We start from the raw sequence: 21,238 nt of genomic DNA on the forward strand, positions 1-21,238 counted from the left end.
GAGATTACTCTTTTTGAGCCGCTTTCACTGTCAGGACAGCCTCTTCAAACGCATCTTTGTTTAAACCGAATTCTTCGATTGTCGCTAATGCCGCACTTAGGCTTTGCTCGCTAAAGATTTCTTGAAAGTTGACGGCTTGGGTAATAGCTCTCAAGGCCCGTGAATATGGATTTTGAGTCGAAGGATCGGTTATTTCTCTTAACGCATCGATAAGGGCCGGCTCAAAATTCCAATGTTCAAACATGATTGCGGCAATTTCATAACTGCTGGACTCGAGATATTTTCGTTCCGTTTCTTCTACACTTTTGCCTTCGGCAATATCACTTATAAAATCGGCCAAATTTCCTGAACTAATGATTTTAAGCGATGCAACAAGCTTGCCGAGTTCCATTAAAAAAGCGCTGCTTTGGAGCAACGGCAACATACTTTTGTCAACATTTCGATACCATTCACGCGCTAAGGCGGTTTGAAGAGCAGAAACTTTTGTCAAATCGTCAATGGTCACCGAATAGGAACTCAGATCGATTATAATTGATTTTTTGATAGCGCTTGCTGCCGCAAAACCCCGAATCATCGAAATTCCAAATAACATTACCGCCTGATGGACAGAAGAAATCTCTTTACTCATTCCATACAACGGCGAATTAACCGATTTGAGGATATTGGCACTAAGCATCGGATCATGTTCGATCACACGTGAGAGCTCATCAATATCCGTATCGTTGCTCATACAGATTTCTTGAATCCGAACAACTGAAATCGGTAAAGGCGGAAGGCTTTTTATCTCTTCAAGCATATAATGGACTCCTCTAAAATTTATTTCGAGTATCTTACGTCTCATCTAAATTGGAGTGTACCCTGAGTCGTTTTAAAGGTTGATTAGTTTGAGTAAATTAACGCTATACTAATTGAACATTTTTTTTGAGGAGTCACCATGGCAGGAGTAATGTTTTCATTTTATAATTTCGCATCGCTGCTTGATCTCAATATCGGTCTGTCGGATCGGTTGGACGAAAATCGGTCGGAGAGTTTTACACTTTTATATTGTGACTTTTCAAATATTCCGAAAACATTGGTTGAATCAAATCTTCAGAGCCTTTTACGAACATCCGATTCAATTGTTCATTGGGAACATTATTATTTTTTTGTAATGCCTTATACGGACCGTTACGGATGCGGAATCGTCAAAAAAATGATTGAAGAGATATTTGATCGCCCCATTCCTTCGGCTGCAGTATGCTATCCGGTTGACGGAGAGAATCCTGCGGAACTGTTTGAGGCACTTCATGCCGAAGCAAAAAAGCTTCTCAATATCGATTTAGACTGTCTCTACAGTGCTGAAAATCGTGAAGTTTGGTGATATATCAGCGGAGGCTTAGAACCGGTTTAAAAGAATAATAGGGTGATCTTTTATAGTATTCTATCGCTTCTTGGATATCGCTTTTTCGGGCAAGATTACGATCATAAACAAAAACAGGGCTATTGTTAGGCGTTTGGATTTCTTTGGTTGTCTGTGACGGCATAATAGTACCCGTATGAGCGTCGGCTGTCGCTACGGTTGATGGTGTAACCGCTTCATGTACGGCAGCAATTGCTTCTTCTTTTGTAGCTGTAATAGCTTGGACAGAAGATACTGCTTTTTCTCCTTTTTTCTCCTTTGAAGGCACTTTTGCGGTAGCAGTATGTGTTTCGCACACTTTCGGGGTTGTTCTTGCTATAGGGCGGATAAATGCGTCTTTGGCAATTACTTTGGCTTTTTTAAGATCAACATGTGCCTCTTTGACGCTTTTATAGCTGCCTACCGTCACAATATTACATTCACCCTCTTTTTTCTTTGTTGCATGGAGGGAAGTTTTCTCAACTTTTTTTTCAAAAGCGGGAGTGATCGAACTCTCTTTAAGAGTACTGATCGTTTGAATCGTATATTCCTCCGCATTCAACACTACGCTGGTGACACTGAACATCATAATAAGGGCTAACTTTTTCATGTTGTCTATATCGACACTATGCGAATAAAACTTTATTTATATCCCCTTTTTTTATATTCATTGACTTTTAAGAGCCCTAATCGTATAATGGCGCTCCAAATAATTTTGGGCCCTTAGCTCAGCTGGGAGAGCGCGTCGCTGGCAGCGACGAGGTCAGCGGTTCGATCCCGCTAGGGTCCACCATCTGCTTTTTTCTTTCAACTATTAACCTTTTCGTATTAAACACACACTATAATGGCTTTAACATTTTCCAAAAGGAACCTTATGAAACTTTCATATGCACTTGCTTCACTTGTATTAAGTTCTACACTTGCTTTGGCAGCGCCCGCAACTCTTGCGACCGTAAACGGCAAAGCGATCACGTCGAGTGACGCTAACGCATTTATGGCCAAAGCAATTCCGGGAATGAGTTTTGAAAAACTTGACCCGAAAATGAAGCGCCAAGTGGTCGATCAGCTTATCAACCAAATGTTGGTCAAAGATCAAGTCTTAAAAAGCGGACTTCAAAATACTCCTGCTTTTAAAGCCCAATATGCGGCAATTAAAGATGATTTGGCTGTCGATATGTGGATGAAACAGCAAATGAATAAAATAACCGTAACAGAGAAAGAGGCAAAGGCTTTTTATGATGCCAACGGCGACAAAATGAAGCAAGGGGATAAAAAACTCTCTTTTGAACAAGTGAAAAAAGAGATTTTACAATTTATCAAAGTAGAAAAATTCAAAGCACAAATGAATAAAACAACCGATGCGCTCCGATCATCAGCCAAAGTTGAAGTGAAACTCTAATATTCTTTGGAACACGTGCGAAGCGCCAACTCTTTTTTTATTTCGGTAGGGATCCATCTTTCGCTGGCCGCGCTGATGATCGGAACTCTCAGCGCCGTACGCAAAAATACACCGGCTGCAGAGGAGAAGATGGTTCTGAACCTTCTGACGCAAACTCCTGCGCCAAAATTTCCCGAACCTGTCGCAAAACCGCAGCCGCCAGTGCAGCCGAAAGTCCCTTTGCCTGCTGTTAAACCGCCGGAGGCCCGTCCGGTGCCTCAGCCCAAAAAAACAGTTACCGAGCAAAGCAAACCGTTCATGAATACACCGGTACAAACGGCTCCGCTTGCCCCGAATGTTTCGAGCGTCCCTCCGGCAAGGGTTACCGAACAACCGATTCAGCCCCAGGCAATAAAAGCGGTTCCGCCTGCCCAAAAACAGCAAGAACGTTATGAAGAGGAAAATTTGGGAAGGATTCGTTCTATTTTGATGGAAAGGCTCACCTATCCTAAAAATGCATTGCGGTTAAAACAAGAAGGAGAGGCTACCGTCACCTTTACGTTCGAACCAGATCGCGAAGTGAGTCAAATCTCAATCACCAAAAGTTCCGGATTTGATCTGCTTGATGAAGCCGCTAAAAATCTGATAATCAGTTCGGCCTCCGAATTTCCAAAACCGTCAAAAACTGTCCGAATCAGCGTCCCGATCGCGTATAAGCTTCGGTAAGGCTTATCCTCTTTTAGCAAGCCCTGAAGCAAGAGACTTCTCAATCACATTGGAATAGTCGGGATTGTTTGTCCGGAGGGTTTTTTCAAATCGGAGTATGAGTTTGGAATCGGTATGGGGATGAACGCAGAGTGCCTCAAGCAGATATTGATATTGATTTATCGTATGCGCATTAATGCTTCCAAAACGCTTCAAGATCATATCAACGGCATGATGCAACTCTCTGGAACTTGATGATCTGTTTTTAATAATTTCGCTAAGAGACTCGAATGTTTCAATGGTTGTCGGGGTCAAGACGGCATGTGTTTTGCTTTTGCCGATCCAAACATAAAGGGCGACCAACCCGATGAGAAGAAATAGCAGTCCTATCATTGTTAATACTAAATTTGCTGTAATCATTGGGCTTCTCTTGGATTGATATGGTAAGTATTGTAGCTAAATATGGGTGAAGTAGGGTTGGATTTTGAAATGTTTAAGAGAAAGAAATAGCCATTTCTGCACTACGAAACGCTATAATAGAAAAAATTGAGTAGAGGGGTATGAAATGGATTCGTTATTTATACAAAATAGTATCCTCTCATTGGTTTTGGGATTTTTGATCGGGTTGCAACGTGAAATGCATACCATCTATTTGCATAAAGCAAAAGATTTCGGAGGGGCCCGTACATTCTCTATGATTGCTTTTTTCGGCTATCTTTCCGCCTGGTTCAGTGCTTTTATCCCTTATTTTTTCTTAATAGCGGCAGGGCTTTCGGGCTTATTGCTTATCGCAGCGTATATCGTCAATAGTTTATCCGCATCCGAAAAAGGGACAACAACCGAATTTACGGCACTTGTCACCTTTGTGATCGGGGCGATGCTGCATTTTACCCTTCCTCTGCTTGCCGCGTTTATCACGATGATCGTACTGTTTGTCCTCAATTTAAAAGAGAAAATCCAGGAATACGAAAAGACTATTACCAAACAGGACCTCAGTGCCGCGATTTTATTTATGCTCATGACGTTTGTTATTCTTCCGATCCTTCCTGACCGGGCAATTGATCCGATGGGATTGATCAATTTGTATCGAATATGGATTATGGTGGTATTGGTTGCGGGTATCTCTTTTTTTGGCTATATCGCGATTAGAATTTTAGGGTCTACCCACGGCATCAGTGCTGCCGGCCTTTTCGGCGGATTGGTTTCCTCTACCGCTGTCGCCATGAGTATGGCCCGTCGGGTTCATGAAAACGGTTTCTTGGCTAAAAATCTGGCTATGGGGATTGCTCTGGCTTCATCGGTGATGCTTTTACGTGCAGGGATCGAGATATGGGTCATCAATCCGGCGCTGGTACAGACTTTTATCATCCCTATCGCTATAGGGACGTTGGCGGGATATGGCTATATCGCTATGCTCTATTTTACGTCAAAGCGTGAAAATATATCTCAGAATATTGAATTTAAAAATCCGTTTGATCTCAAAGAAGCCCTCGTCATGGGGTTGGTTTTCGGTGCTACGCTGGCTCTTATATCACTCTCAAACCGCTATATCGGAGACATGGGCGTCTATGCGGTTGCGTTGGTTTCGGGGATTGCCGATGTTGATGCGATTATCCTCTCGCTCTCTTCGTTGGCAAAGAACGGGTTAAACCCCTCTACGGCACACCATGCGATTCTTATCGCCATTATCAGCAATACCTTTGCTAAAGCGGCATTGGTTCTTTTTTTCGGGAAAATCGGGCTTTTTCGGCTGGTAATTACCTATTATCTGATTTCAATCGGCGCATTTGCATTGACGGCACTGCTGATGTATTAAAGACTTTTCTGTTACACAGAACATGTACACGAATCGTTCGATGATTATTGTGCTGTACACCTGATTCCCTTTTTTGCCGATATTGTTCAATAAAAACAGGGAGTTATCATGAAGGTCGCAACTCATTCTCTTTCCCTAGGTGCAGTCTCTCTACATTATCGAGGTGAAGAAGAAAAATTGTCCCTTGCTTCATCTGTACAGACATTCCAAAAAATTGAAGATGGTATGGGTACGGCAGAGGATCCGTTGGCTGAGGTCGATCCGAAATTACGGATAATGGCACTTTTGCTCGAAGCGTTGACAGGACAGAAAATTTCGCTTACCGCTTTTCACTCAAATTCAAATGTATCCGATACTGCCAACACGGCGTCAGTCTCACGAGAAAATTCGCCGATTCTGGAGTATCAGTATCATAAGGAAGAGCTCAATTCGATGAATTTTTCGGCAGAGGGAAAAGTTCTTTTGGAAGATGGAAGTATGAAAACGTTCTCCCTCTCTATCAAATGGGAGCAAAGTTTCTCCGAATCGCTCCGTTTACGGATTCAAGACGGCAAAATACTCACCGATCCGTTGGTTATTTCTTTGGACGGTACACAGCCTCTTTCATCCAATGCATTTGCCTTTAACCTAAACGGAGAATCAGAACAGAGCCTCCCGTATCTAACCGGAAGAGCCGGATATCTTGCCTATGATGCGGATCAAGACGGAAAGATCACTTCAGGCTCGGAGTTGTTCGGTCCTAAAAGCGGGAAGGGGTTTATGGAGCTTTCCGCATACGATGAAGATAAAAACGGATGGATAGACGGCAACGATTCTTTTTTTAAACAACTGCGGGTATGGACAATAACCGAAGGATCGGAGAGTCTTCTTTCCCTTGAGGAAGTCGGCATCGGAGCAATCAGCCTCCAGACGACAAATGTGGATTTTACCCTAAAACGGGACATTGACGATCCCATCGCACACTATAAAAAAGCCTCTGTAGCCGTGGGAGAAAACGGCGAAGCATACGGTATATTTGAAATCGATGTCGCCGTATAAACGGGCACGGCGGCTATTGTTCTTTTGCTTTATGACATAGCAGGGCATTGAATCAGTGAACGGGTAAAATATTTTCGATAAATAATTAATGCCGTAAGCCAACCGAAGAGACTTCCCAAGAGAATATCACTCAGGTAATGACAAGTTAGAATAACTCTGCTCATGACTACCAAGAGTCCAATAAGAATATACAGATATTTATACCTTGGGAACAGCAATGATAGACCGATAGATAAAGCAAATGCCGTTGCAGAATGCCCAGAGGGCAAAGAGTTAAATTCATATCCGAGTTTAAACCACACAAAACCGTACATGTCATGCTCGAATAACATATTTGGACGCAATCGGGAAACAATGATTTTAATTACATCCACTATTAAGCCGCTTAGAACTACGGTAGCAAAAAGATACAACATTTTTTGAGAAAAAAGGGGTTTTTGTCGACGATAAAGGAGAAAAAGAATAGATAAAAGGGCTAAACTGTATAGAGAATCACCCAGTTTGGTGATATAGTTAAAAATAGCAATGACCCAAGAATTATGAAAATTATGAAAATAGAGAGCTAAAACTTGGTCTATATAAAAGAAAGAAAAAGCTGCACACAAAAATACAATAAGTGAGGTTCGAATCATTGATGTATTCTCAGACACAGAAAATCCTTTTTTTAGAATTCTGAAAATAGTATAGTACATAGTAAACGGCTAAAGGTGGAGTAATCAATCTGTAACAAAGTAATACGCAGATACACAAAAGCAGGTAATGATTTTAGAAAGAATATTGATAGAGATTGTATGGCGGACACCTAGGGATTTGAATCCTAACAAAATATAAACAAACCTTACTAAACGCGAAGATTCCAACGTCTCTTTTGCACAATCTTCGCTTATTTTAGCTTCTGCCTATGTCACTATAGTGGCACCGAAATCTGTACTCACATTGTCTTTAATAGTTTTTATATATCTTTTAGTTGTACAATTATTCCAGACAAAAAATGGAGTTTTATGCATTTAATATTTATTCTTCTTATAGCAACTAATCTTTTTAGCGCTAATTCATTAACTTTTGGTGTTTTTGCTTATCATAGTCCTTCTAAAATTATCAAAGAGTATCAACCTGTCGTAGACCATTTGTCCAAAGAACTTAACACTACTATAACTTTAAAAATTCTCTCTCAACAAGATTTAGAAAAACAAGTATCGCAAGATAAAATCGATATTATTGCGACCAACCCTACCCACTTTTTAGCACTCCACGCCAAAGGACACGTGACTGGTGCAATGGTTACAGAAGTTAAAAAGTATGATAAGTTTCTGACGCCTTATCTTGGAGGGGTTATTATTACTAGATCAGACCGTCACGATATCCGAACACTTCAGGATTTAAAAGGTAAAGTCATCGCCATTCCTGGGAAAAAGTTTTTAGGTGGATTTCAAACGCAAAATTATGAGTTTGAGAAATTGGGGATAAATCTAAACAAATATTCCGTACTTCATAAGGAATCTAACCATAATGAAGTTGTTAAAAGTGTAATAAATGGTAAAGCGGACGCAGGATTTGTGCGTACGGGTATCATTGAAGAAATGAACATAGACAAACAACTGGATAAATCCAAACTCTTTATTATTAATGAGCGTCATTATCATTATTTTCCATTGAAAATATCGACCGAGCTTTATCCAGAATGGGCAATAGCAACATCTATGCATCTGCCTGTACCCACGGTACAAAAAATTGTACTTGCGTTATATAGCTATAAAGCAAAAAGTAATGGAAGAGGGGTTATTGAAGGGTTTACAATACCAGCTGATTATGCAAACATTGATTCACTTGCACGTGTATTGCGCCTTCCTCCTTATGAAAAAGCGCCACATTTTACCTTTGTCGATGTTTGGGATAAATATAAATTTTGGATTATATTATTGACAATCAGCAGTACGACTATTTTTATACTTTTAATCATCGTTTATCGTATTAATAGAAAATTGAACCAAACATCTGCTGAATTATTTGATTTGGCTACTCATGATCCTCTTACAGGACTTTTCAATCGCAGAGGGATGATGGAGCGATTAAAATTTTTATTGGCAGAGTTAGGAAGAAATAAAAAAAACGGAGCACTTATTTACCTTGATCTTGATAACTTCAAACCATTAAATGATTCCTACGGACATGCTATAGGTGATGAATTGCTTATTCAAGTATCAAAACGAATTGGAATGACTGTCCGTGCTATTGATACCATTGCCCGTATGGGGGGAGATGAGTTTTTAGTCATACTTTCACATATGGAACCAACAAAAGTTTATGAAGATGCTAAACAAATTGCTGAAAAACTCCGCACGGTGCTTAATGAACCATTTAGTATTTCAATAAATGAAGAACTAGAAATCAAACATTCTATCTCTGCAAGTATAGGGATGGTTATATTCGATGAGCATCATAAAGCGGATACGATAATAATTCATGCAGATGCTGCAATGTATGAAGCAAAGGAACAAGGGAGAAATCGAGTTGTAGTGGGGAAGTGTTAGAGGATAAAGACAGTTCAATATAAATGAGCTTTTAAACAATAATAAACTTGACACATCTTTATAAACCCGCTAAACTTTTCCTGACCCGATCAAAAGGGTACATTAAAATTTTGGTTCCAACGAACTGCATTTAAGGTCAAAGAACGCAATAACAAACAGAAACGCAAGAATGGCAATAAATAGGCATAAAAAATAAAGAAGTCCTAAAAAGATGCGTGAAGATTCTCAAGAAATTGAGTCTAAAGGAAGCGCCGAATGACATATAGTAAAAAAATAGCCGCACATACGCCTACATAGCACTCATACATACACTAAGCACAGAAAAAGAACCGAATTAAATTATCTATTGTCAATTTCCAATGCTCGCCGCCTTGTTCCGCATTCCTGCGGCTATGCCGCTGCATAGCGGAATGGCGGCGCAAGCTTTAAAACCACCACGCTTATGCGTGGGGGAAACAACGAGCTTTAAACCCGTTGTGATTCGATAAGGCAATCGAGGCGTTAGGATGATATGGGGGTATTTAGTAATACCCCCTTAGAAACAAAAAATAGATAAATACTCGCGGCTTTAGGAACCCTGTAAAGGGTAAAAAATGAATACTTCTATTAATGCTCCATTAGGAACGGAGCAAGAAGAGTTAAACGGTGTTGCCTCTATCGAGGTTTATAATTTCCCGACGGCTTCGGGAATCGATTCTGCATATTACTTTATTGAGTCCAATGCCGATTATAAAGAGTTCTTCCATTATTCGATCTTCTCGGTCGTTGAATCGGCAAAAGAGTCCAACGGCGGATATGTCCCCAAAGATTCATTAACGATTACGATCTCGGATATTGCATTCATCTATCTTGGTAAAGATCAAGGGTTTTATTTCTTTGCAGATCGTGCGGGAGCTTTCCGTGTCGGCTTCAAAGACCCCGATACCAATCAAGGGGTGCATGATATCCGTGTACAGCTCCAAGGGATTGGAATCTATGCACTTGGATTACGATTCCTTGCTGACTATATCAACGGTACGATCTTAAAAGAGATCAGCAAGCCTAACTACTACATAACCCGCGCCGATCTGAATATCTTTTGCCAGTACGATTTGGGAAACATTATAGAGCCTGAACACATCGTTACCCGTAAACGTAAGTTTGAACGCATTATCGGAAAGAAAAAGGGATATGAGACTCTTTATATCGGTAAACCTCCCGCACGGCTCCGTGTCTATAACAAAGCCTTGGAAATCGATCACACTTCCATGAAAACCCATTTTTTAAAAAGTTATCTCGAACCGTTAGGCATCAATGTACTAGAACCTTTTTGGAACTTTGAATTTGAATGTCATAGGGATTTCCTCAAACAATACAAGATCAATACCCTCGATGATCTCTTAGGTAATGCCGAAATGCTCTTTCATAAAATGATGGAACAAATACGCCTTGTCGATACCGCAACGATCACTCTCAAAGACATAGAAGCCAATAGACTCTATAAGGCTCCTACACATCCATTATGGAATTATCTCGATCAAGCGTACACGTTCAACGCCATAGATCAAAAAAAGATTCCGTTAGAGCGGATTGTCTATGCTCCCAAAGAGTTGAACGCTAATGACTTTATCGAAGAGTTCCGATTGCTCACCCAAAAATATGCTGAACACTCGGTGATCGTCAATTATGAAGAGTTACGCGACGTACTGCATGAATCGAGATTATGGCTCACCAAGAAAGCTCAAAAAGTTATCAAGCCGTTTGTCCCTATCGAACTGCAAACCGATCAGCGCAAATACCTGCTCACCCGTAACCATACTGCGGTTGCTATATTGCCTAAGTCATTAGAATATATCAGCGATACTGAACTCATAACACTCGAATCCTTGCTTATAAAAGCACTTCATCAGGAGTTGAGCTATCAAGATCAAGATATCTCATTGATCGTCAAACATACCCAAGCCGTTAATGAAGAGAAAGAACGCAGAAGAGCAGGGCAAAAGGAGTTAGAGCTATGGCAAGTATAGAGCTAATTACCAAAGAAGATTTCGACGAACTCAAAGCCCTCATTATTGGAGCGGTTCGCCCACTCATGACAGTTGAAGAGGCAGGGGAATATTTGCGATTATCACCCCATACCATCCGCCATAAAATCGCCGATCAAACATTTATTCTCGGAGTACATTATTCAGACAAAGCAGGTAAAATACTTTTTGCAAAAGAGCGTCTGGATACTTGGCTTTGGGAGGAATCTAAGGAGTCAAACAATGTCAGTATTCAAAAAAAACAATCGGGTGTGGATAGACTTATTCGTCAATGGAGCGAGAGTCAGGAAATCCACGGGACTGGAGTGGACTGCAAGCAACGTCAAAAAGGTCGAAAAAGACCTCATTCCCCAATTAAAAATGGGGATAATGACGGGGCAGGTAACACTCAAAAAAGAGCGTCTTAAAACAGTGAGCTATTACGCTGATTTATTCATGGACTCAAAGCGACAGACAACTGTCCCGCGAACCCATGAACGCTATTTGTCCATCATAAAACATTCAATACTTCCAGTGTTCGGAGATAGTCCGATTCGGGAGTTAAAAGTATCGAATGTCGAGAAATGGCGAAATGATCTTTTAAAACGTTTTACAGCAAAGACAGTCAAGGAATATCAAATTGTTCTGCGAGGGATTTTTCAAAAAGCCCTCCATGATGAAGAGATCGGGAAAAACCCTATAGATGCACTGGATAGTTTAAAGGTGAAAAAACCTCATGTTGTCCCATTTATGCCTTATGAGGTTAAACTCATCTTGGACACGGCGCAGGGATGGTTTAAAAACTATCTTGCGTTAGGATTCATGACGGGAATGCGCGTCGGTGAGATTGTTGCCCTTAAATGGGAAAACGTCAATCTGAAAAAACGGGAAATATACGTTTGTGCTTCTCGGATAGAGGGTGTTGAGGGAACAACGAAAACACAAAGCAGTATTCGTTACATTCCAATCATTGATACTTTAGTACCTTTCTTGGAAGCTCAGAAAAAACTGAGTGGCGATAAAGAGTATGTGTTTGTCAATCAATATGGAGAAGTCTTTTATGATTACAAAACCATTGGTGCAAACCAATGGAAAAGTATTTTAAAAGAGTGTAAATTAGATCATCGGCGAATGTATGAAATGCGCCATACGTGCGCAACCAATCTTTTAATGAGTGGTCAGTACAGTGTTAATGAAATTGCTTCTATATTGGGACATACGACACCACAAATGCTGTTTGAACGTTATACGAGAAACATATCGGCTGAGAGAAAACCATTTAACAAGACGATAGATATATACGGTGTCGCAGGTATGGCACTATAGTGTCACTGAAGTTTTTCAAGTCTCTGAAAGTACGCTAAATAGGGGAATTTATGGCGGACACCTAGGGATTTGAACCCTAGATAGGTTGCCCTATACACGCGTTCCAGGCGTGCGCCTTCGACCACTCGGCCAGATGTCCATGAGAAAGAGTGAAATTGTACCAAAGATAGCTTAAGTATCGGCAGTAAAACCATTTAATGATCATTAGGGTTGTTTTAGAGGAGGTGATATATAGCGCCCGAACCACGAAGGAGAAAGGGTTCGGTCAAACTATCGAAGGAGAATCGAAACACCATTGTAGAAAAGAAGTGTTAATTTTGTGTAAAGAGTCGCGATATAATAGTGAAAGATAATTTTTAAGGGGTTCTCGTGCTTCCAAATCAACGTTTCCATCCTATTAGTGATGATTTCCGCTCCCCTTATGCGAGGGATCGTGATCGTATCATCCATTCGGGGAGTTTTCGTCGTCTGGAATACAAAACACAGGTTTTTTTGAACTCGCAAGGGGATTTTTTTCGAACCCGTCTCACCCACAGTATCGAAGTCAGCCAAATTGCCCGTTCCATTGCTTCGCATCTAGGACTGGAAGAATCGCTTGCCGAGAGTATCGCCCTGTCTCACGATTTGGGTCATACCCCTTTCGGACACATCGGAGGGGATACGCTTGATGAATGTTTAAAAGAGCGGGGATTTGTCAGCGGATTTGAACATAACTTTCAAAGTTTCCGGGTAGTAACCAAACTGGAACAGCGTTATAAAGCATTTTTAGGATTGAATCTAACGTATGCAACCTTGGAAGGGATTATAAAACACTCCTATCCCTATAACAAAACATTTTTACCCAACGCAATCCGTGAGGTATTTGCTCTTGATACCCATCCCAGTATCGAGGCGATGGTTGTTGACCGTGCCGATGAGATCGCCTATATCAGTCATGATATTGATGACGGCGTCGCCTCGGGGCTTATTACCTTTGAGACCCTAAAATCGAGCGAATTGATTCAGACGATTTTGCAAAAAGTTTATGCGGAGGGGATACATGAAGATGAGGACGAAATGTTCCGTTACCGCTTCAGTTCCCATCTTATCAATCATCTTGTGTATTCACTATTGGAATATTCACATGACAAGGTCGATAACAGCCGCGTATTGGCTTCAGCTATTCCAGCCACAGAAGAGATACCTATCGGTTTTGAACCGGAGCTGGAAACACAAATTAAAAAACTCAAAAAAATTCTATTTCAAGAGCTTTACCAGCACAAACAGATTATGCGCAAAATGTTTTCAGGAAAACAGGCGATTATAGGACTTTTTAATGCTTTGATGGAAGAACCGAAGATGCTGCCGCATTACTATCTTGAACAGTGCGAGCGACGCAATAAGCATCGTATTATCAGCGATTATATTGCGAGCATGTCGGACCGCTATGCAATGAAACTCTATAATGAGTTATACGGAAGAGAAGGATAGCAGAAGGGAGGAGTTTTATCCCCTCTTTATTTTTCTTCCTCTTCTTCTTTACCGAAAGTTTTTTCAAGACCGCTGATCAGCTCTTGTTTTTCACTGCTGCTGAGTTTAGCTTCAGGATGTGGAATGGTATAGAACCATATCGGCATTTCCCCTTCGCGTACCTCTTTAGCGGCATCTTCACCTTCATTTTTCTTTTGCGCACCCCACATCGAGACATTAAAATGTTCACGTCCCTCATCGATATCGTGTGCTATGAGCCATGAAACAGGTGCGATATTGCTGTACCAAGGATACGCAGTTTCATTGGAGTGGCAGTCGGCGCAGGCGCGATTAAAAAGCTCTTTGGTTCGGGGAGAATCCCACTGTGGCTCGCTGACAATCGGAGGATTGGTATGATCTTTGCCATAAGGGATAAATTGAATGGCGACAACCGCTGCGATGACGGCAACGGAGACAGTTTTGAAATTCATTCGATCTCCTTATTAGGGAATTAATAGATAATGATAATATAAAATACGGATAGTTGTGTTAATGAAATGAGAATGGGGCGGTTAGACTAAAACCGCTTCCCGTTTGCCCTCTTCGAGATGACCGATTACATAGCCGTCAGTAGCAGCGAGCACATCGGCAACATCGGCTTCTTTCACGACGAGGATCATTCCGACACCCATATTGAATGCACGGAACATTTCAGCTCGTTCGACGTGTTGGCCGATTAGTTCGAAAATCGGCAAGACACGGATCGATGATTCGGTAATAACCGCACGCAGTCCTTCCGGAAGGACGCGAGGGAAATTTTCGACGATTCCCCCGCCTGTAATATGAGCAAGAGCTTGAATTTTGTTTTTGAGCGCTTTGAAGGTTTTGACATAGATGCGTGTAGGGGTCAAAAGGGTTTCGATCAAGGGTTTTCCTTCGAATTCATCCTCGAATTTCATCCCCATTTTCTCAAACAAAACTTTGCGCGCCAATGAGAATCCGTTTGAATGGAGCCCGGAACTCGGCAATGCGATCAAAATATCTCCCGCTTGCACTTTGTCAGAGCGGTCGAGTTCGCTTTTCTCACCGATACCGACGGCAAACCCTGCCAAATCGTAATCATCGCTATGGTACATTCCCGGCATCTCTGCCGTCTCTCCGCCGATGAGTGCGCATTCCGCCTGGCGGCACCCTTCCGCGATACCGCTTACGACTGCCGTTGCGGCAGTGACGTCGAGTTTCCCGGTTGCATAGTAATCGAGGAAAAATGAAGGGGTCCCGAAATTACAGATCAAATCGTTGACGCACATTGCGACCAAATCGATTCCGACTGTATTGTGGATCCCTGAGTCGATAGCGAGTTTGAGTTTTGTTCCGACACCGTCTGTCGCAGCGAGCATTACGGGTTCACGGTAGCCGCTAGGGAGTTCAAACGCTCCCGCAAACGAACCGATACCGCCTAATACGCCGGGGATAGCCGTCGATTTAACGAGTGGTTTGATATTTTCGACAAAACTGTTACCCGCATCGATATCGACACCGGCATCTTTATAGCTGATTTGGCTCATGGAATTCCTCATCTTTAAATATAAAACGTGAGCTTCCTGCTGAAGGAAACATAATGTTAACGTAGCCTGAGGAATTACTTCCCCGGGCGTTTTTCAATAATATGAGAATTATAACGAAAGAGTGGTTAGGGGAAATTTAGGGGATTAATCTTTTTGGGGGCATTTGCCAAAAACTTTTTTGAATACCCATAATGAAGGGCAGAAATCAAAGATAGCCCAAATGATAACCATCACAATAACGAGTGTTTGAATGATCATTCCGTACAGGATTTGGTTGCTTGCGAAAAGAAACAGTGCGACCGTTAATACGATAGCCATCAAAAAACGTTGAATTTTTTCTGCACACATGGAAGTATTCCTTATTTGTGATATAAATTTGACTAAATTATAACAAATGTTTTCCTTTGTTTCTTTAATCTTTGCATACGAAACATAATATTCAATGCGTTTTAATCTCTGCATGTTACAATCGCTGAAAAATTCCCGAATATATGTGAAGAGAGCGTTTAATGAAAACATTTATTTATCCAGAAATGATGACCCATGTTGCCATGTGTACCCATAAAAATCCCCGTTCTGTAATGATTATCAGCAATCAAAGCGATTTGATTAAAGTAGAAATGGGGCGTTACCGCGAGGTAGACACCGAGTATTTGGACGCAAACAATCTTCTCACCGCATTACGTGACCGAGCCGACAAAGAGAGCGATGTGTTACTTTTGGATACGCTGAGCGATGATAGCGCCGTATTCGCCCATGTAAACCGTATTTTAAAAGATGACGCTCTGATGGTATTAAAACACCCTGATTTGGACGATGTGAGTGCTAATACCAAGTTGATGCAAATTTTGGGGAACTATTTCAAAATTATAATGCCTTATCATTTGGAAGACGGCTCAACGCTTTTACTCTGCTCCAAAGAGTACCATCCGACAGCTGACCTGATTTTGCAGCGAAGCGACTTGCTGGAAGGGCACCACTACTATAACTGCGATATTCACATTGCCGCATTCGCGATGCCGCAATACATCCGTAAAAATTACCTCGGGATTATTCGTAATTAATGGCGTTTGAATATGCTATTGCATTGACGGGAGGGATAGCGACGGGGAAAAGTACCGTTGCCTCGTTATTAGGGCTAAACGGTCTTCGTATTATCGATGCCGATACGATTGCCCATCGGATATTGGATGAAAACAGCGCATGGGTCAGTGAGCGGTTCGGGAGCGAATTTGTCAAAAACGGCAAAGTGGACCGTCCCTCTCTCGGTAAAATAGTTTTTGCCGACGCGCAAGCGAAAAAAGAGCTGGAAAATTTTCTTCATCCGAAAATCCGCGCCGCCATCGAAGAGGAGAGCGAAAAACAAGATCGCCTCAAATACCCTTACCTGATCGATATTCCCCTTTTCTTTGAGACGGCATCGTATCCGATCAAAAATTCTGTGGTCGTTTATACCCCCAAAGCTTTGCAGCTGGAGCGTTTTATGAAGCGCAACGGTTTTTCCGAGGAAGAGTCGCTTCGCCGAATCGAGAGTCAGATGGATATCGAGGAGAAGAAAAAGCGCGCAACGTGGGTGATTGACAACTCCTCCAATCTCAAACATTTACAGTGTGAGTGTGAACAGTTTGTGGAGTCGATTAAAGCACTCTACCCCGCTCCTAAGGTATAATTACTTTAATTATTTATCCAAAGGATACCCATGCTTCAAATCGCTAAATACTGTGCAAGCGGCAACGACTTTGTCATCTTTCATGCCTTTGAAAAAGCCGATCGTTCCCAATTGGCCCGTATTTTATGCGATCGCCAAAACGGCATCGGTGCGGACGGATTGATTGTTTTGGTGCCGCATGAAAGCCATGATTTTGAGTGGGAGTTTTACAATGCCGACGGTTCCACCGCTTCGATGTGCGGAAACGGAAGCCGTGCGTGTGCCCACTATGCCCACCGTTTCGGATTGGCTCCGTCATCCATGGCATTTTTGACGGGGGCCGGGGTCATTAAAGCGCACGTTGAGGGAGATATGGTTCAAAGCGACCTTACCCCTCCCGTAATCGTCAATCAGGAGATTGTCGAGAGCGGAATGAAATGGTGGCTTATCGATACGGGAGTTCCTCATTTGATCACCTTTGATGCTGACATCGAACATTTCAATATCGATTTGGCGCGAACCCTTCGCCATCGCTACAATGCCAATGTCAATATCGCGAGCATCAATCTTGACGGAACGCTTCGGGTGCGAACGTATGAGCGGGGTGTCGAGGATGAGACATTGGCCTGCGGAACGGGGATGGCGGCGAGTTTTTATCGAGCGGTACAAGAGAGACTCGTAGACGAAAATACGAAAGTATTTCCAAAAAGCGGAGAGACACTCTATTTGGGATTTGAAGAGGGTGTGATTACTTTCAAAGGGGAAGTAAAAGGGGTTTTTGAAACCACTTGGAGAAATTAATACTTACTTTCTTTTCTTTTTCATAAGAAAAGAAACAAAAGAAAATCACCCTCACACCAAAACGCTGGCGGTACGCGTTTGCGGTTAGACGCACGCGACCTTGCTCTTGGTATGGTGTGAGGGCAATATTGTTTTTATAAAATTCCCGTAATCCAATACAAAGAGCCGTTCCGAAGGCAGTAGTGCCGAGAGGAACGTGCGTCCTTGGATTACGGTATGCTCTTTTGGTACTTTTCTGACTAAACAGAAAAGTACATAGAAAAAATTATAAGCCCGCTCTCTCCATTATCTGCGCCTGCGCATCAGCAATCAACGGCTCGATAATATCATCCATCAATCCCCCCTGCATAATCTCATCGAGACGGTAAAGGGTGAGGTTGATACGGTGGTCGGAGATACGGTTTTGCGGATAGTTGTAGGTACGGATACGCCCTGATCGATCCCCGGTTCCTACCTGCTCTTTACGTTCACTCATCTCTTTGACTTTTGCCTCTTCCATCTGCATCTCGTAGATACGGGCTTTGAGGATTTTCATCGCTTTGTCTTTGTTTTTATGCTGCGATTTTTCGTCCTGATTGGTGACGACGATGCCGGTAGGAAGGTGGGTGATTCGTACCGCCGAATCGGTCGTATTGACGCTTTGTCCTCCCGATCCGGAGGAACGCATAACATCGATTTTAAGATCATTTTCATTGATAGTCACCTCGACGTCATCGACTTCAGGCATGACGGCAACGGTGATCGCGGAAGTATGAACACGTCCCTGAGACTCGGTTGCAGGGACACGCTGTACGCGGTGCGTTCCCGCCTCGTACTTGAGCCGTGAGTAAACCTGCTCCCCTTTGATGAGGGCAATGATCTCTTTGTATCCTCCCGCATCGGATGGGCTGGAACTCATCAGTTCGATTTTCCATCCCTTGACATCGGCATAACGGACATAGGCATTGAACAAATCACCGACAAAAATGGCCGCTTCGTCTCCGCCCGTACCGGCTCTAAGCTCGATATAAATGTTTCGTTTATCATTCGGATCGGCCGGAATGAGGAGTTTTTTAATCTCCTCTTCCAGAGGTTCTACCATCGGTTCTAGTGTTCTAAGTTCCTCTTTGGCCAGTTCGCCGAGTTCCGCATCAAAAGCAAGTGATTTGTTCTCTTCGATATCTTCGAGGAGTTTTTTGTACTCAGTCGCTTTATTTACAATGGCTTGGATGGAAGATTGCTCTTTTGAGAGTTCGGTCATTCTTTTGATGTCATTGCCGATATCGGGAGAACTGAGAAGTTCGGTTAGTTCGTTGTAACGGTTGATAAACGGGGTGAGTTTGTCGGATAACATGATGATAGTCCTAAAGAGAGGCGTTTTGGGAAAAATACAGAAGGGAATTTTGCCCTAGGGGCAAAACTTATGCTGCGATTGCGTTAACAGCGAGGTGAAGACGGCTAACTTTACGAGCAGCAGTCTCTTTTTTCAAAATGCCTTTGCTGACATATTTGTGAAGGTTAGCGTTGGCAATAACAAGAGCAGCTTGTGCTTCTTCTTTATTTCCTGCATCTACTGCAGCGCGGACTGCTTTAACAATGTTTTTAATACGTGTGCGATAGAATCGGTTGCGTTCTGTACGCTTTTCCGTCTGACGGATACGTTTCAATGCTGACTTATGGTTTGCCATGGCATTTATCCTTGTCGAATTTTTTTTAGGGTAGAATACTACCTTAAAGATAATTAAATTTAAGTTAAATTTTATGGACTATCTCTCGAAAGAGTAAAAATGATGGTAAAAAGGAAATAAATAACAATGAAACTCTTTGGAACGGATGGGGTTCGCGGTGAAGCGGGCTCATTTTTAACGGCAGAATTGGCGATGCGTGTCGCGATGGCGGCAGGAATTTACTTTAGCGAGCATGCACGAACCAAAAAGATTTTGCTGGGCAAAGATACCCGTAAAAGCGGCTATATGATCGAAAATGCGATTGTAAGCGGTCTGACGGCTGTGGGGTATGATGTCGTACAGATCGGTCCGATGCCGACTCCGGCAATCGCATTTTTGACGTTGAATATGCGCTGTGATGCGGGGATTATGATTTCAGCGAGCCATAACCCTTTTGAAGACAACGGAATCAAATTTTTCGATGCACACGGGAACAAGCTTTCCGAAGAGATTGAAGCGCAGATTGAAGCGATTGCCCACGATAAAGCTCGTCTTGAAGAGGGACAGGTGACGGGAAAAAACATCGGTTCGGCTAAACGGATCGATGACGTTATCGGCCGATACATTGTTCAACTGAAAAATTCATTCAGCCGTGAATTGACGCTTCAGGGGCTCCGTATTGTTTTGGATACAGCCAACGGGGCAGGGTACAAAGTGGGGCCGACGGTGCTCGAAGAGTTAGGTGCCGAAGTGATCGTGCTGCATGACAAACCCAACGGGTTTAATATTAATGAGGGGTGTGGAGCAATGCACACCAAAGATTTGCGTGAAGCGGTGAAACAGTACCGCGCGGATATCGGTTTGGCACTCGATGGGGATGCAGATCGTCTTATTGTTGTGGATGAAAATGGTGACGAGGTTGACGGCGATCAGATATTAGGCTCATTGGGGCTCTTTTTAAACAAAAACGGGCAGCTTAAAGGGGGCGGAATCGTAGCAACCGTCATGAGTAATCAGGCGTTGGAAGATACGATGAATGAGAACGGCTTGAAACTTTTCCGCTCAAACGTAGGGGATAAATACGTGTTGGAAGTGATGCGTGAGAACGGGATTAACTTCGGCGGGGAGCAAAGCGGTCACATTATTTTACATGATTACGCCAAAACGGGAGACGGTTTGGTAAGCGCACTTCAAATTTTGGCATTGCTTCTCACATCGGGGCAAAAAGCAAGTAAAGTGCTCCGTCCGTTTAAACTTTATCCGCAAAAATTGGTCAATATCAAAGTCAAAACGAAAAAGCCGCTCGATCAGATTGAGGGGCTCAGTGAAGAGCTTGCTAAAATAGAGAGTGCACATATGCGTCATTTGATTCGCTATTCGGGTACGGAGAATAAACTCCGTATTTTGTTAGAGGGTAAAGATGCTAAGGTAATGGAAAAATCGATGGAACATCTTGTGAGCTTTTTTGAGAAGGCCTTGAATGGTTAGGTCGATTATTGTTTTAGTGTTGGTGATGAGCAGTGTTTTTCTCATCGATCAAGCTATAAAATCAATTTTTTTGGACGGATATAGACTTTATACCTCATGTATTGACCTGATTTTGGTCTTTAATAAGGGGGTTGCCTTTTCAATGTTTGCATTTTTGGAAGGGGCATTGAAATGGATACAGCTTGCTTTATTGGCCGGAGTGATCGGCTATACCCTTTGGCTCAAAAAAACGTGCTACCTTCTTCCCGTAGGTATTATGGCGGGCGCAGGGCTTTCAAATGTAGCCGATCGTTTTATGCACGGCGGGGTGGTTGATTACGTGTATTGGCATTGCGGATTTAATTTTGCCGTTTTTAACGCCGCCGATGTAATGATCGATATTGCCGTGATCGCTCTGATGATATTAAACTTTCGTCCGAAGTTGTGTAAAAGTTAAGTGACTTTTAACTTCTGTGCGCTATAA

24 protein-coding genes and 2 tRNA genes are annotated in these 21,238 nt (G+C 42.4%); 16 read left to right on the forward strand and 10 right to left on the reverse strand.

Features of this window, described 5'->3' with window-relative positions:
- Positions 1–4: 4 nt before the first annotated feature.
- Complete coding sequence (locus SULKU_RS00405; protein WP_013458948.1) at positions 5–796, reverse strand: HDOD domain-containing protein; 792 nt, start codon at positions 794–796, stop codon at positions 5–7.
- 138 nt (positions 797–934) lie between these two features.
- Between SULKU_RS00405 and SULKU_RS00410 the strand changes: the two genes are divergently transcribed.
- Entirely contained in the window at positions 935–1,360 is a 426-nt protein-coding gene (locus SULKU_RS00410) for a hypothetical protein (protein WP_013458949.1), read from the forward strand.
- Between the two features lie 4 nt (positions 1,361–1,364).
- Here the strand turns inward: SULKU_RS00410 and SULKU_RS00415 are convergent, their stop codons facing one another.
- On the reverse strand, positions 1,365–1,988 hold the full coding sequence (locus SULKU_RS00415) for a hypothetical protein (protein WP_013458950.1): 624 nt from the start codon (positions 1,986–1,988) through the stop codon (positions 1,365–1,367).
- Positions 1,989–2,095: 107 nt separating this feature from the next.
- Between SULKU_RS00415 and SULKU_RS00420 the strand changes: the two genes are divergently transcribed.
- From SULKU_RS00420 to SULKU_RS00430, 3 genes are all read left to right on the forward strand, one after another.
- Positions 2,096–2,171, forward strand: a tRNA-Ala gene (locus SULKU_RS00420).
- A gap of 81 nt (positions 2,172–2,252) precedes the next feature.
- Positions 2,253–2,777, forward strand: coding sequence for a hypothetical protein (locus SULKU_RS00425; RefSeq protein ID WP_013458951.1), 525 nt, complete (start codon positions 2,253–2,255; stop codon positions 2,775–2,777).
- A gap of 15 nt (positions 2,778–2,792) precedes the next feature.
- Positions 2,793–3,482, forward strand: coding sequence for an energy transducer TonB (locus tag SULKU_RS00430; protein ID WP_013458952.1), 690 nt, complete (start codon positions 2,793–2,795; stop codon positions 3,480–3,482).
- A gap of 3 nt (positions 3,483–3,485) precedes the next feature.
- On the opposite strand, the gene SULKU_RS00435 is transcribed toward SULKU_RS00430, so the two are convergent.
- Entirely contained in the window at positions 3,486–3,854 is a 369-nt protein-coding gene (locus tag SULKU_RS00435) for a hypothetical protein (RefSeq protein WP_151174208.1), read from the reverse strand.
- A gap of 172 nt (positions 3,855–4,026) precedes the next feature.
- Here SULKU_RS00435 and SULKU_RS00440 point away from each other — a divergent pair, with 172 nt between their 5' ends.
- Together SULKU_RS00440 and SULKU_RS00445 are read left to right on the forward strand one after the other, a co-directional pair.
- A complete protein-coding gene (locus SULKU_RS00440; RefSeq protein WP_013458954.1) occupies positions 4,027–5,277 on the forward strand; it encodes an MgtC/SapB family protein in 1,251 nt (416 codons plus the stop codon).
- A 108-nt stretch (positions 5,278–5,385) separates the two neighbouring features.
- Positions 5,386–6,315, forward strand: a complete 930-nt coding sequence (locus tag SULKU_RS00445) for a hypothetical protein (RefSeq protein WP_013458955.1) — start codon at positions 5,386–5,388, stop codon at positions 6,313–6,315.
- Between the two features lie 29 nt (positions 6,316–6,344).
- On the opposite strand, the gene SULKU_RS00450 is transcribed toward SULKU_RS00445, so the two are convergent.
- A complete protein-coding gene (locus SULKU_RS00450; RefSeq protein ID WP_013458956.1) occupies positions 6,345–6,965 on the reverse strand; it encodes a phosphatase PAP2 family protein in 621 nt (206 codons plus the stop codon).
- 351 nt (positions 6,966–7,316) lie between these two features.
- On the opposite strand from SULKU_RS00450, the gene SULKU_RS00455 reads away from it, so the two are divergent.
- From SULKU_RS00455 to SULKU_RS00470, 4 genes are all read left to right on the forward strand, one after another.
- On the forward strand, positions 7,317–8,846 hold the full coding sequence (locus SULKU_RS00455; RefSeq protein WP_013458957.1) for a diguanylate cyclase domain-containing protein: 1,530 nt from the start codon (positions 7,317–7,319) through the stop codon (positions 8,844–8,846).
- 593 nt (positions 8,847–9,439) lie between these two features.
- Positions 9,440–10,852 (forward strand): hypothetical protein, encoded by a 1,413-nt coding sequence (locus SULKU_RS00460; RefSeq protein ID WP_013458958.1) that lies wholly within the window; start codon positions 9,440–9,442, stop codon positions 10,850–10,852.
- Positions 10,840–11,277 (forward strand): helix-turn-helix domain-containing protein, encoded by a 438-nt coding sequence (locus tag SULKU_RS00465; protein ID WP_013458959.1) that lies wholly within the window; start codon positions 10,840–10,842, stop codon positions 11,275–11,277. The genes SULKU_RS00460 and SULKU_RS00465 overlap by 13 nt, the downstream gene beginning before the upstream one ends.
- Positions 11,240–12,175, forward strand: coding sequence for a tyrosine-type recombinase/integrase (locus SULKU_RS00470; protein ID WP_041666700.1), 936 nt, complete (start codon positions 11,240–11,242; stop codon positions 12,173–12,175). The genes SULKU_RS00465 and SULKU_RS00470 overlap by 38 nt, the downstream gene beginning before the upstream one ends.
- Before the next feature lie 51 nt (positions 12,176–12,226).
- Here SULKU_RS00470 and SULKU_RS00475 read toward each other — a convergent pair.
- Positions 12,227–12,314, reverse strand: a tRNA-Ser gene (locus SULKU_RS00475).
- A 230-nt stretch (positions 12,315–12,544) separates the two neighbouring features.
- Here SULKU_RS00475 and SULKU_RS00480 point away from each other — a divergent pair.
- Positions 12,545–13,645 (forward strand): deoxyguanosinetriphosphate triphosphohydrolase, encoded by a 1,101-nt coding sequence (locus tag SULKU_RS00480; protein WP_013458961.1) that lies wholly within the window; start codon positions 12,545–12,547, stop codon positions 13,643–13,645.
- 26 nt (positions 13,646–13,671) lie between these two features.
- On the opposite strand, the gene SULKU_RS00485 is transcribed toward SULKU_RS00480, so the two are convergent.
- The 3 genes from SULKU_RS00485 to SULKU_RS00495 form a co-directional block, all read right to left on the reverse strand.
- On the reverse strand, positions 13,672–14,115 hold the full coding sequence (locus SULKU_RS00485) for a heme-binding domain-containing protein (protein WP_013458962.1): 444 nt from the start codon (positions 14,113–14,115) through the stop codon (positions 13,672–13,674).
- A gap of 81 nt (positions 14,116–14,196) precedes the next feature.
- Positions 14,197–15,192: a phosphoribosylformylglycinamidine cyclo-ligase gene (gene purM / locus SULKU_RS00490; protein WP_013458963.1), complete on the reverse strand. Its 996-nt coding sequence runs from the start codon at positions 15,190–15,192 to the stop codon at positions 14,197–14,199.
- A gap of 144 nt (positions 15,193–15,336) precedes the next feature.
- On the reverse strand, positions 15,337–15,540 hold the full coding sequence (locus SULKU_RS00495) for a hypothetical protein (RefSeq protein WP_013458964.1): 204 nt from the start codon (positions 15,538–15,540) through the stop codon (positions 15,337–15,339).
- 161 nt (positions 15,541–15,701) lie between these two features.
- Here SULKU_RS00495 and SULKU_RS00500 point away from each other — a divergent pair, with 161 nt between their 5' ends.
- Genes SULKU_RS00500 through dapF form a run of 3 tightly spaced genes read left to right on the forward strand, consistent with a single transcriptional unit; the run spans position 15,702 to position 17,641 of the window.
- Positions 15,702–16,256: a class I SAM-dependent methyltransferase gene (locus SULKU_RS00500; protein WP_013458965.1), complete on the forward strand. Its 555-nt coding sequence runs from the start codon at positions 15,702–15,704 to the stop codon at positions 16,254–16,256.
- A complete protein-coding gene (gene coaE / locus SULKU_RS00505) occupies positions 16,256–16,861 on the forward strand; it encodes a dephospho-CoA kinase (protein WP_013458966.1) in 606 nt (201 codons plus the stop codon). Before SULKU_RS00500 ends, coaE begins: the two co-directional genes overlap by 1 nt.
- Positions 16,862–16,891: 30 nt before the next feature.
- Positions 16,892–17,641, forward strand: a complete 750-nt coding sequence (gene dapF / locus SULKU_RS00510) for a diaminopimelate epimerase (RefSeq protein ID WP_013458967.1) — start codon at positions 16,892–16,894, stop codon at positions 17,639–17,641.
- A 265-nt stretch (positions 17,642–17,906) separates the two neighbouring features.
- On the opposite strand, the gene prfA is transcribed toward dapF, so the two are convergent.
- Entirely contained in the window at positions 17,907–18,974 is a 1,068-nt protein-coding gene (gene prfA, locus SULKU_RS00515) for a peptide chain release factor 1 (protein WP_013458968.1), read from the reverse strand.
- 67 nt (positions 18,975–19,041) lie between these two features.
- Positions 19,042–19,308, reverse strand: a complete 267-nt coding sequence (gene rpsT / locus SULKU_RS00520; protein ID WP_013458969.1) for a 30S ribosomal protein S20 — start codon at positions 19,306–19,308, stop codon at positions 19,042–19,044.
- Between the two features lie 126 nt (positions 19,309–19,434).
- Between rpsT and glmM the strand changes: the two genes are divergently transcribed.
- Entirely contained in the window at positions 19,435–20,775 is a 1,341-nt protein-coding gene (gene glmM / locus SULKU_RS00525) for a phosphoglucosamine mutase (protein WP_013458970.1), read from the forward strand.
- Positions 20,768–21,211, forward strand: coding sequence for a signal peptidase II (gene lspA / locus SULKU_RS00530; protein WP_013458971.1), 444 nt, complete (start codon positions 20,768–20,770; stop codon positions 21,209–21,211). Before glmM ends, lspA begins: the two co-directional genes overlap by 8 nt.
- The last annotated feature ends 27 nt before the right edge of the window (positions 21,212–21,238 follow it).

The organism is Sulfuricurvum kujiense DSM 16994 (assembly GCF_000183725.1).
GTDB classification, from domain to species: domain Bacteria; phylum Campylobacterota; class Campylobacteria; order Campylobacterales; family Sulfurimonadaceae; genus Sulfuricurvum; species Sulfuricurvum kujiense.

Bases quoted from the DNA above. Each gene is read 5' to 3' on its own strand.
- SULKU_RS00405 (WP_013458948.1), bottom strand. From the start codon at position 796: ATGCTTGAAGAGATAAAAAGCCTTCCGCCTTTACCGATTTCAGTTGTT.
- SULKU_RS00410 (WP_013458949.1), top strand. From the start codon at position 935: ATGGCAGGAGTAATGTTTTCATTTTATAATTTCGCATCGCTGCTTGAT.
- SULKU_RS00415 (WP_013458950.1), bottom strand. From the start codon at position 1,988: ATGAAAAAGTTAGCCCTTATTATGATGTTCAGTGTCACCAGCGTAGTG.
- SULKU_RS00425 (WP_013458951.1), top strand. From the start codon at position 2,253: ATGAAACTTTCATATGCACTTGCTTCACTTGTATTAAGTTCTACACTT.
- SULKU_RS00435 (WP_151174208.1), bottom strand. From the start codon at position 3,854: ATGATAGGACTGCTATTTCTTCTCATCGGGTTGGTCGCCCTTTATGTT.
- SULKU_RS00440 (WP_013458954.1), top strand. From the start codon at position 4,027: ATGGATTCGTTATTTATACAAAATAGTATCCTCTCATTGGTTTTGGGA.
- SULKU_RS00445 (WP_013458955.1), top strand. From the start codon at position 5,386: ATGAAGGTCGCAACTCATTCTCTTTCCCTAGGTGCAGTCTCTCTACAT.
- SULKU_RS00455 (WP_013458957.1), top strand. From the start codon at position 7,317: ATGCATTTAATATTTATTCTTCTTATAGCAACTAATCTTTTTAGCGCT.
- SULKU_RS00460 (WP_013458958.1), top strand. From the start codon at position 9,440: ATGAATACTTCTATTAATGCTCCATTAGGAACGGAGCAAGAAGAGTTA.
- SULKU_RS00465 (WP_013458959.1), top strand. From the start codon at position 10,840: ATGGCAAGTATAGAGCTAATTACCAAAGAAGATTTCGACGAACTCAAA.
- SULKU_RS00470 (WP_041666700.1), top strand. From the start codon at position 11,240: ATGACGGGGCAGGTAACACTCAAAAAAGAGCGTCTTAAAACAGTGAGC.
- SULKU_RS00485 (WP_013458962.1), bottom strand. From the start codon at position 14,115: ATGAATTTCAAAACTGTCTCCGTTGCCGTCATCGCAGCGGTTGTCGCC.
- purM (WP_013458963.1), bottom strand. From the start codon at position 15,192: ATGAGCCAAATCAGCTATAAAGATGCCGGTGTCGATATCGATGCGGGT.
- SULKU_RS00495 (WP_013458964.1), bottom strand. From the start codon at position 15,540: ATGTGTGCAGAAAAAATTCAACGTTTTTTGATGGCTATCGTATTAACG.
- SULKU_RS00500 (WP_013458965.1), top strand. From the start codon at position 15,702: ATGAAAACATTTATTTATCCAGAAATGATGACCCATGTTGCCATGTGT.
- coaE (WP_013458966.1), top strand. From the start codon at position 16,256: ATGGCGTTTGAATATGCTATTGCATTGACGGGAGGGATAGCGACGGGG.
- dapF (WP_013458967.1), top strand. From the start codon at position 16,892: ATGCTTCAAATCGCTAAATACTGTGCAAGCGGCAACGACTTTGTCATC.
- prfA (WP_013458968.1), bottom strand. From the start codon at position 18,974: ATGTTATCCGACAAACTCACCCCGTTTATCAACCGTTACAACGAACTA.
- rpsT (WP_013458969.1), bottom strand. From the start codon at position 19,308: ATGGCAAACCATAAGTCAGCATTGAAACGTATCCGTCAGACGGAAAAG.
- glmM (WP_013458970.1), top strand. From the start codon at position 19,435: ATGAAACTCTTTGGAACGGATGGGGTTCGCGGTGAAGCGGGCTCATTT.
- lspA (WP_013458971.1), top strand. From the start codon at position 20,768: ATGGTTAGGTCGATTATTGTTTTAGTGTTGGTGATGAGCAGTGTTTTT.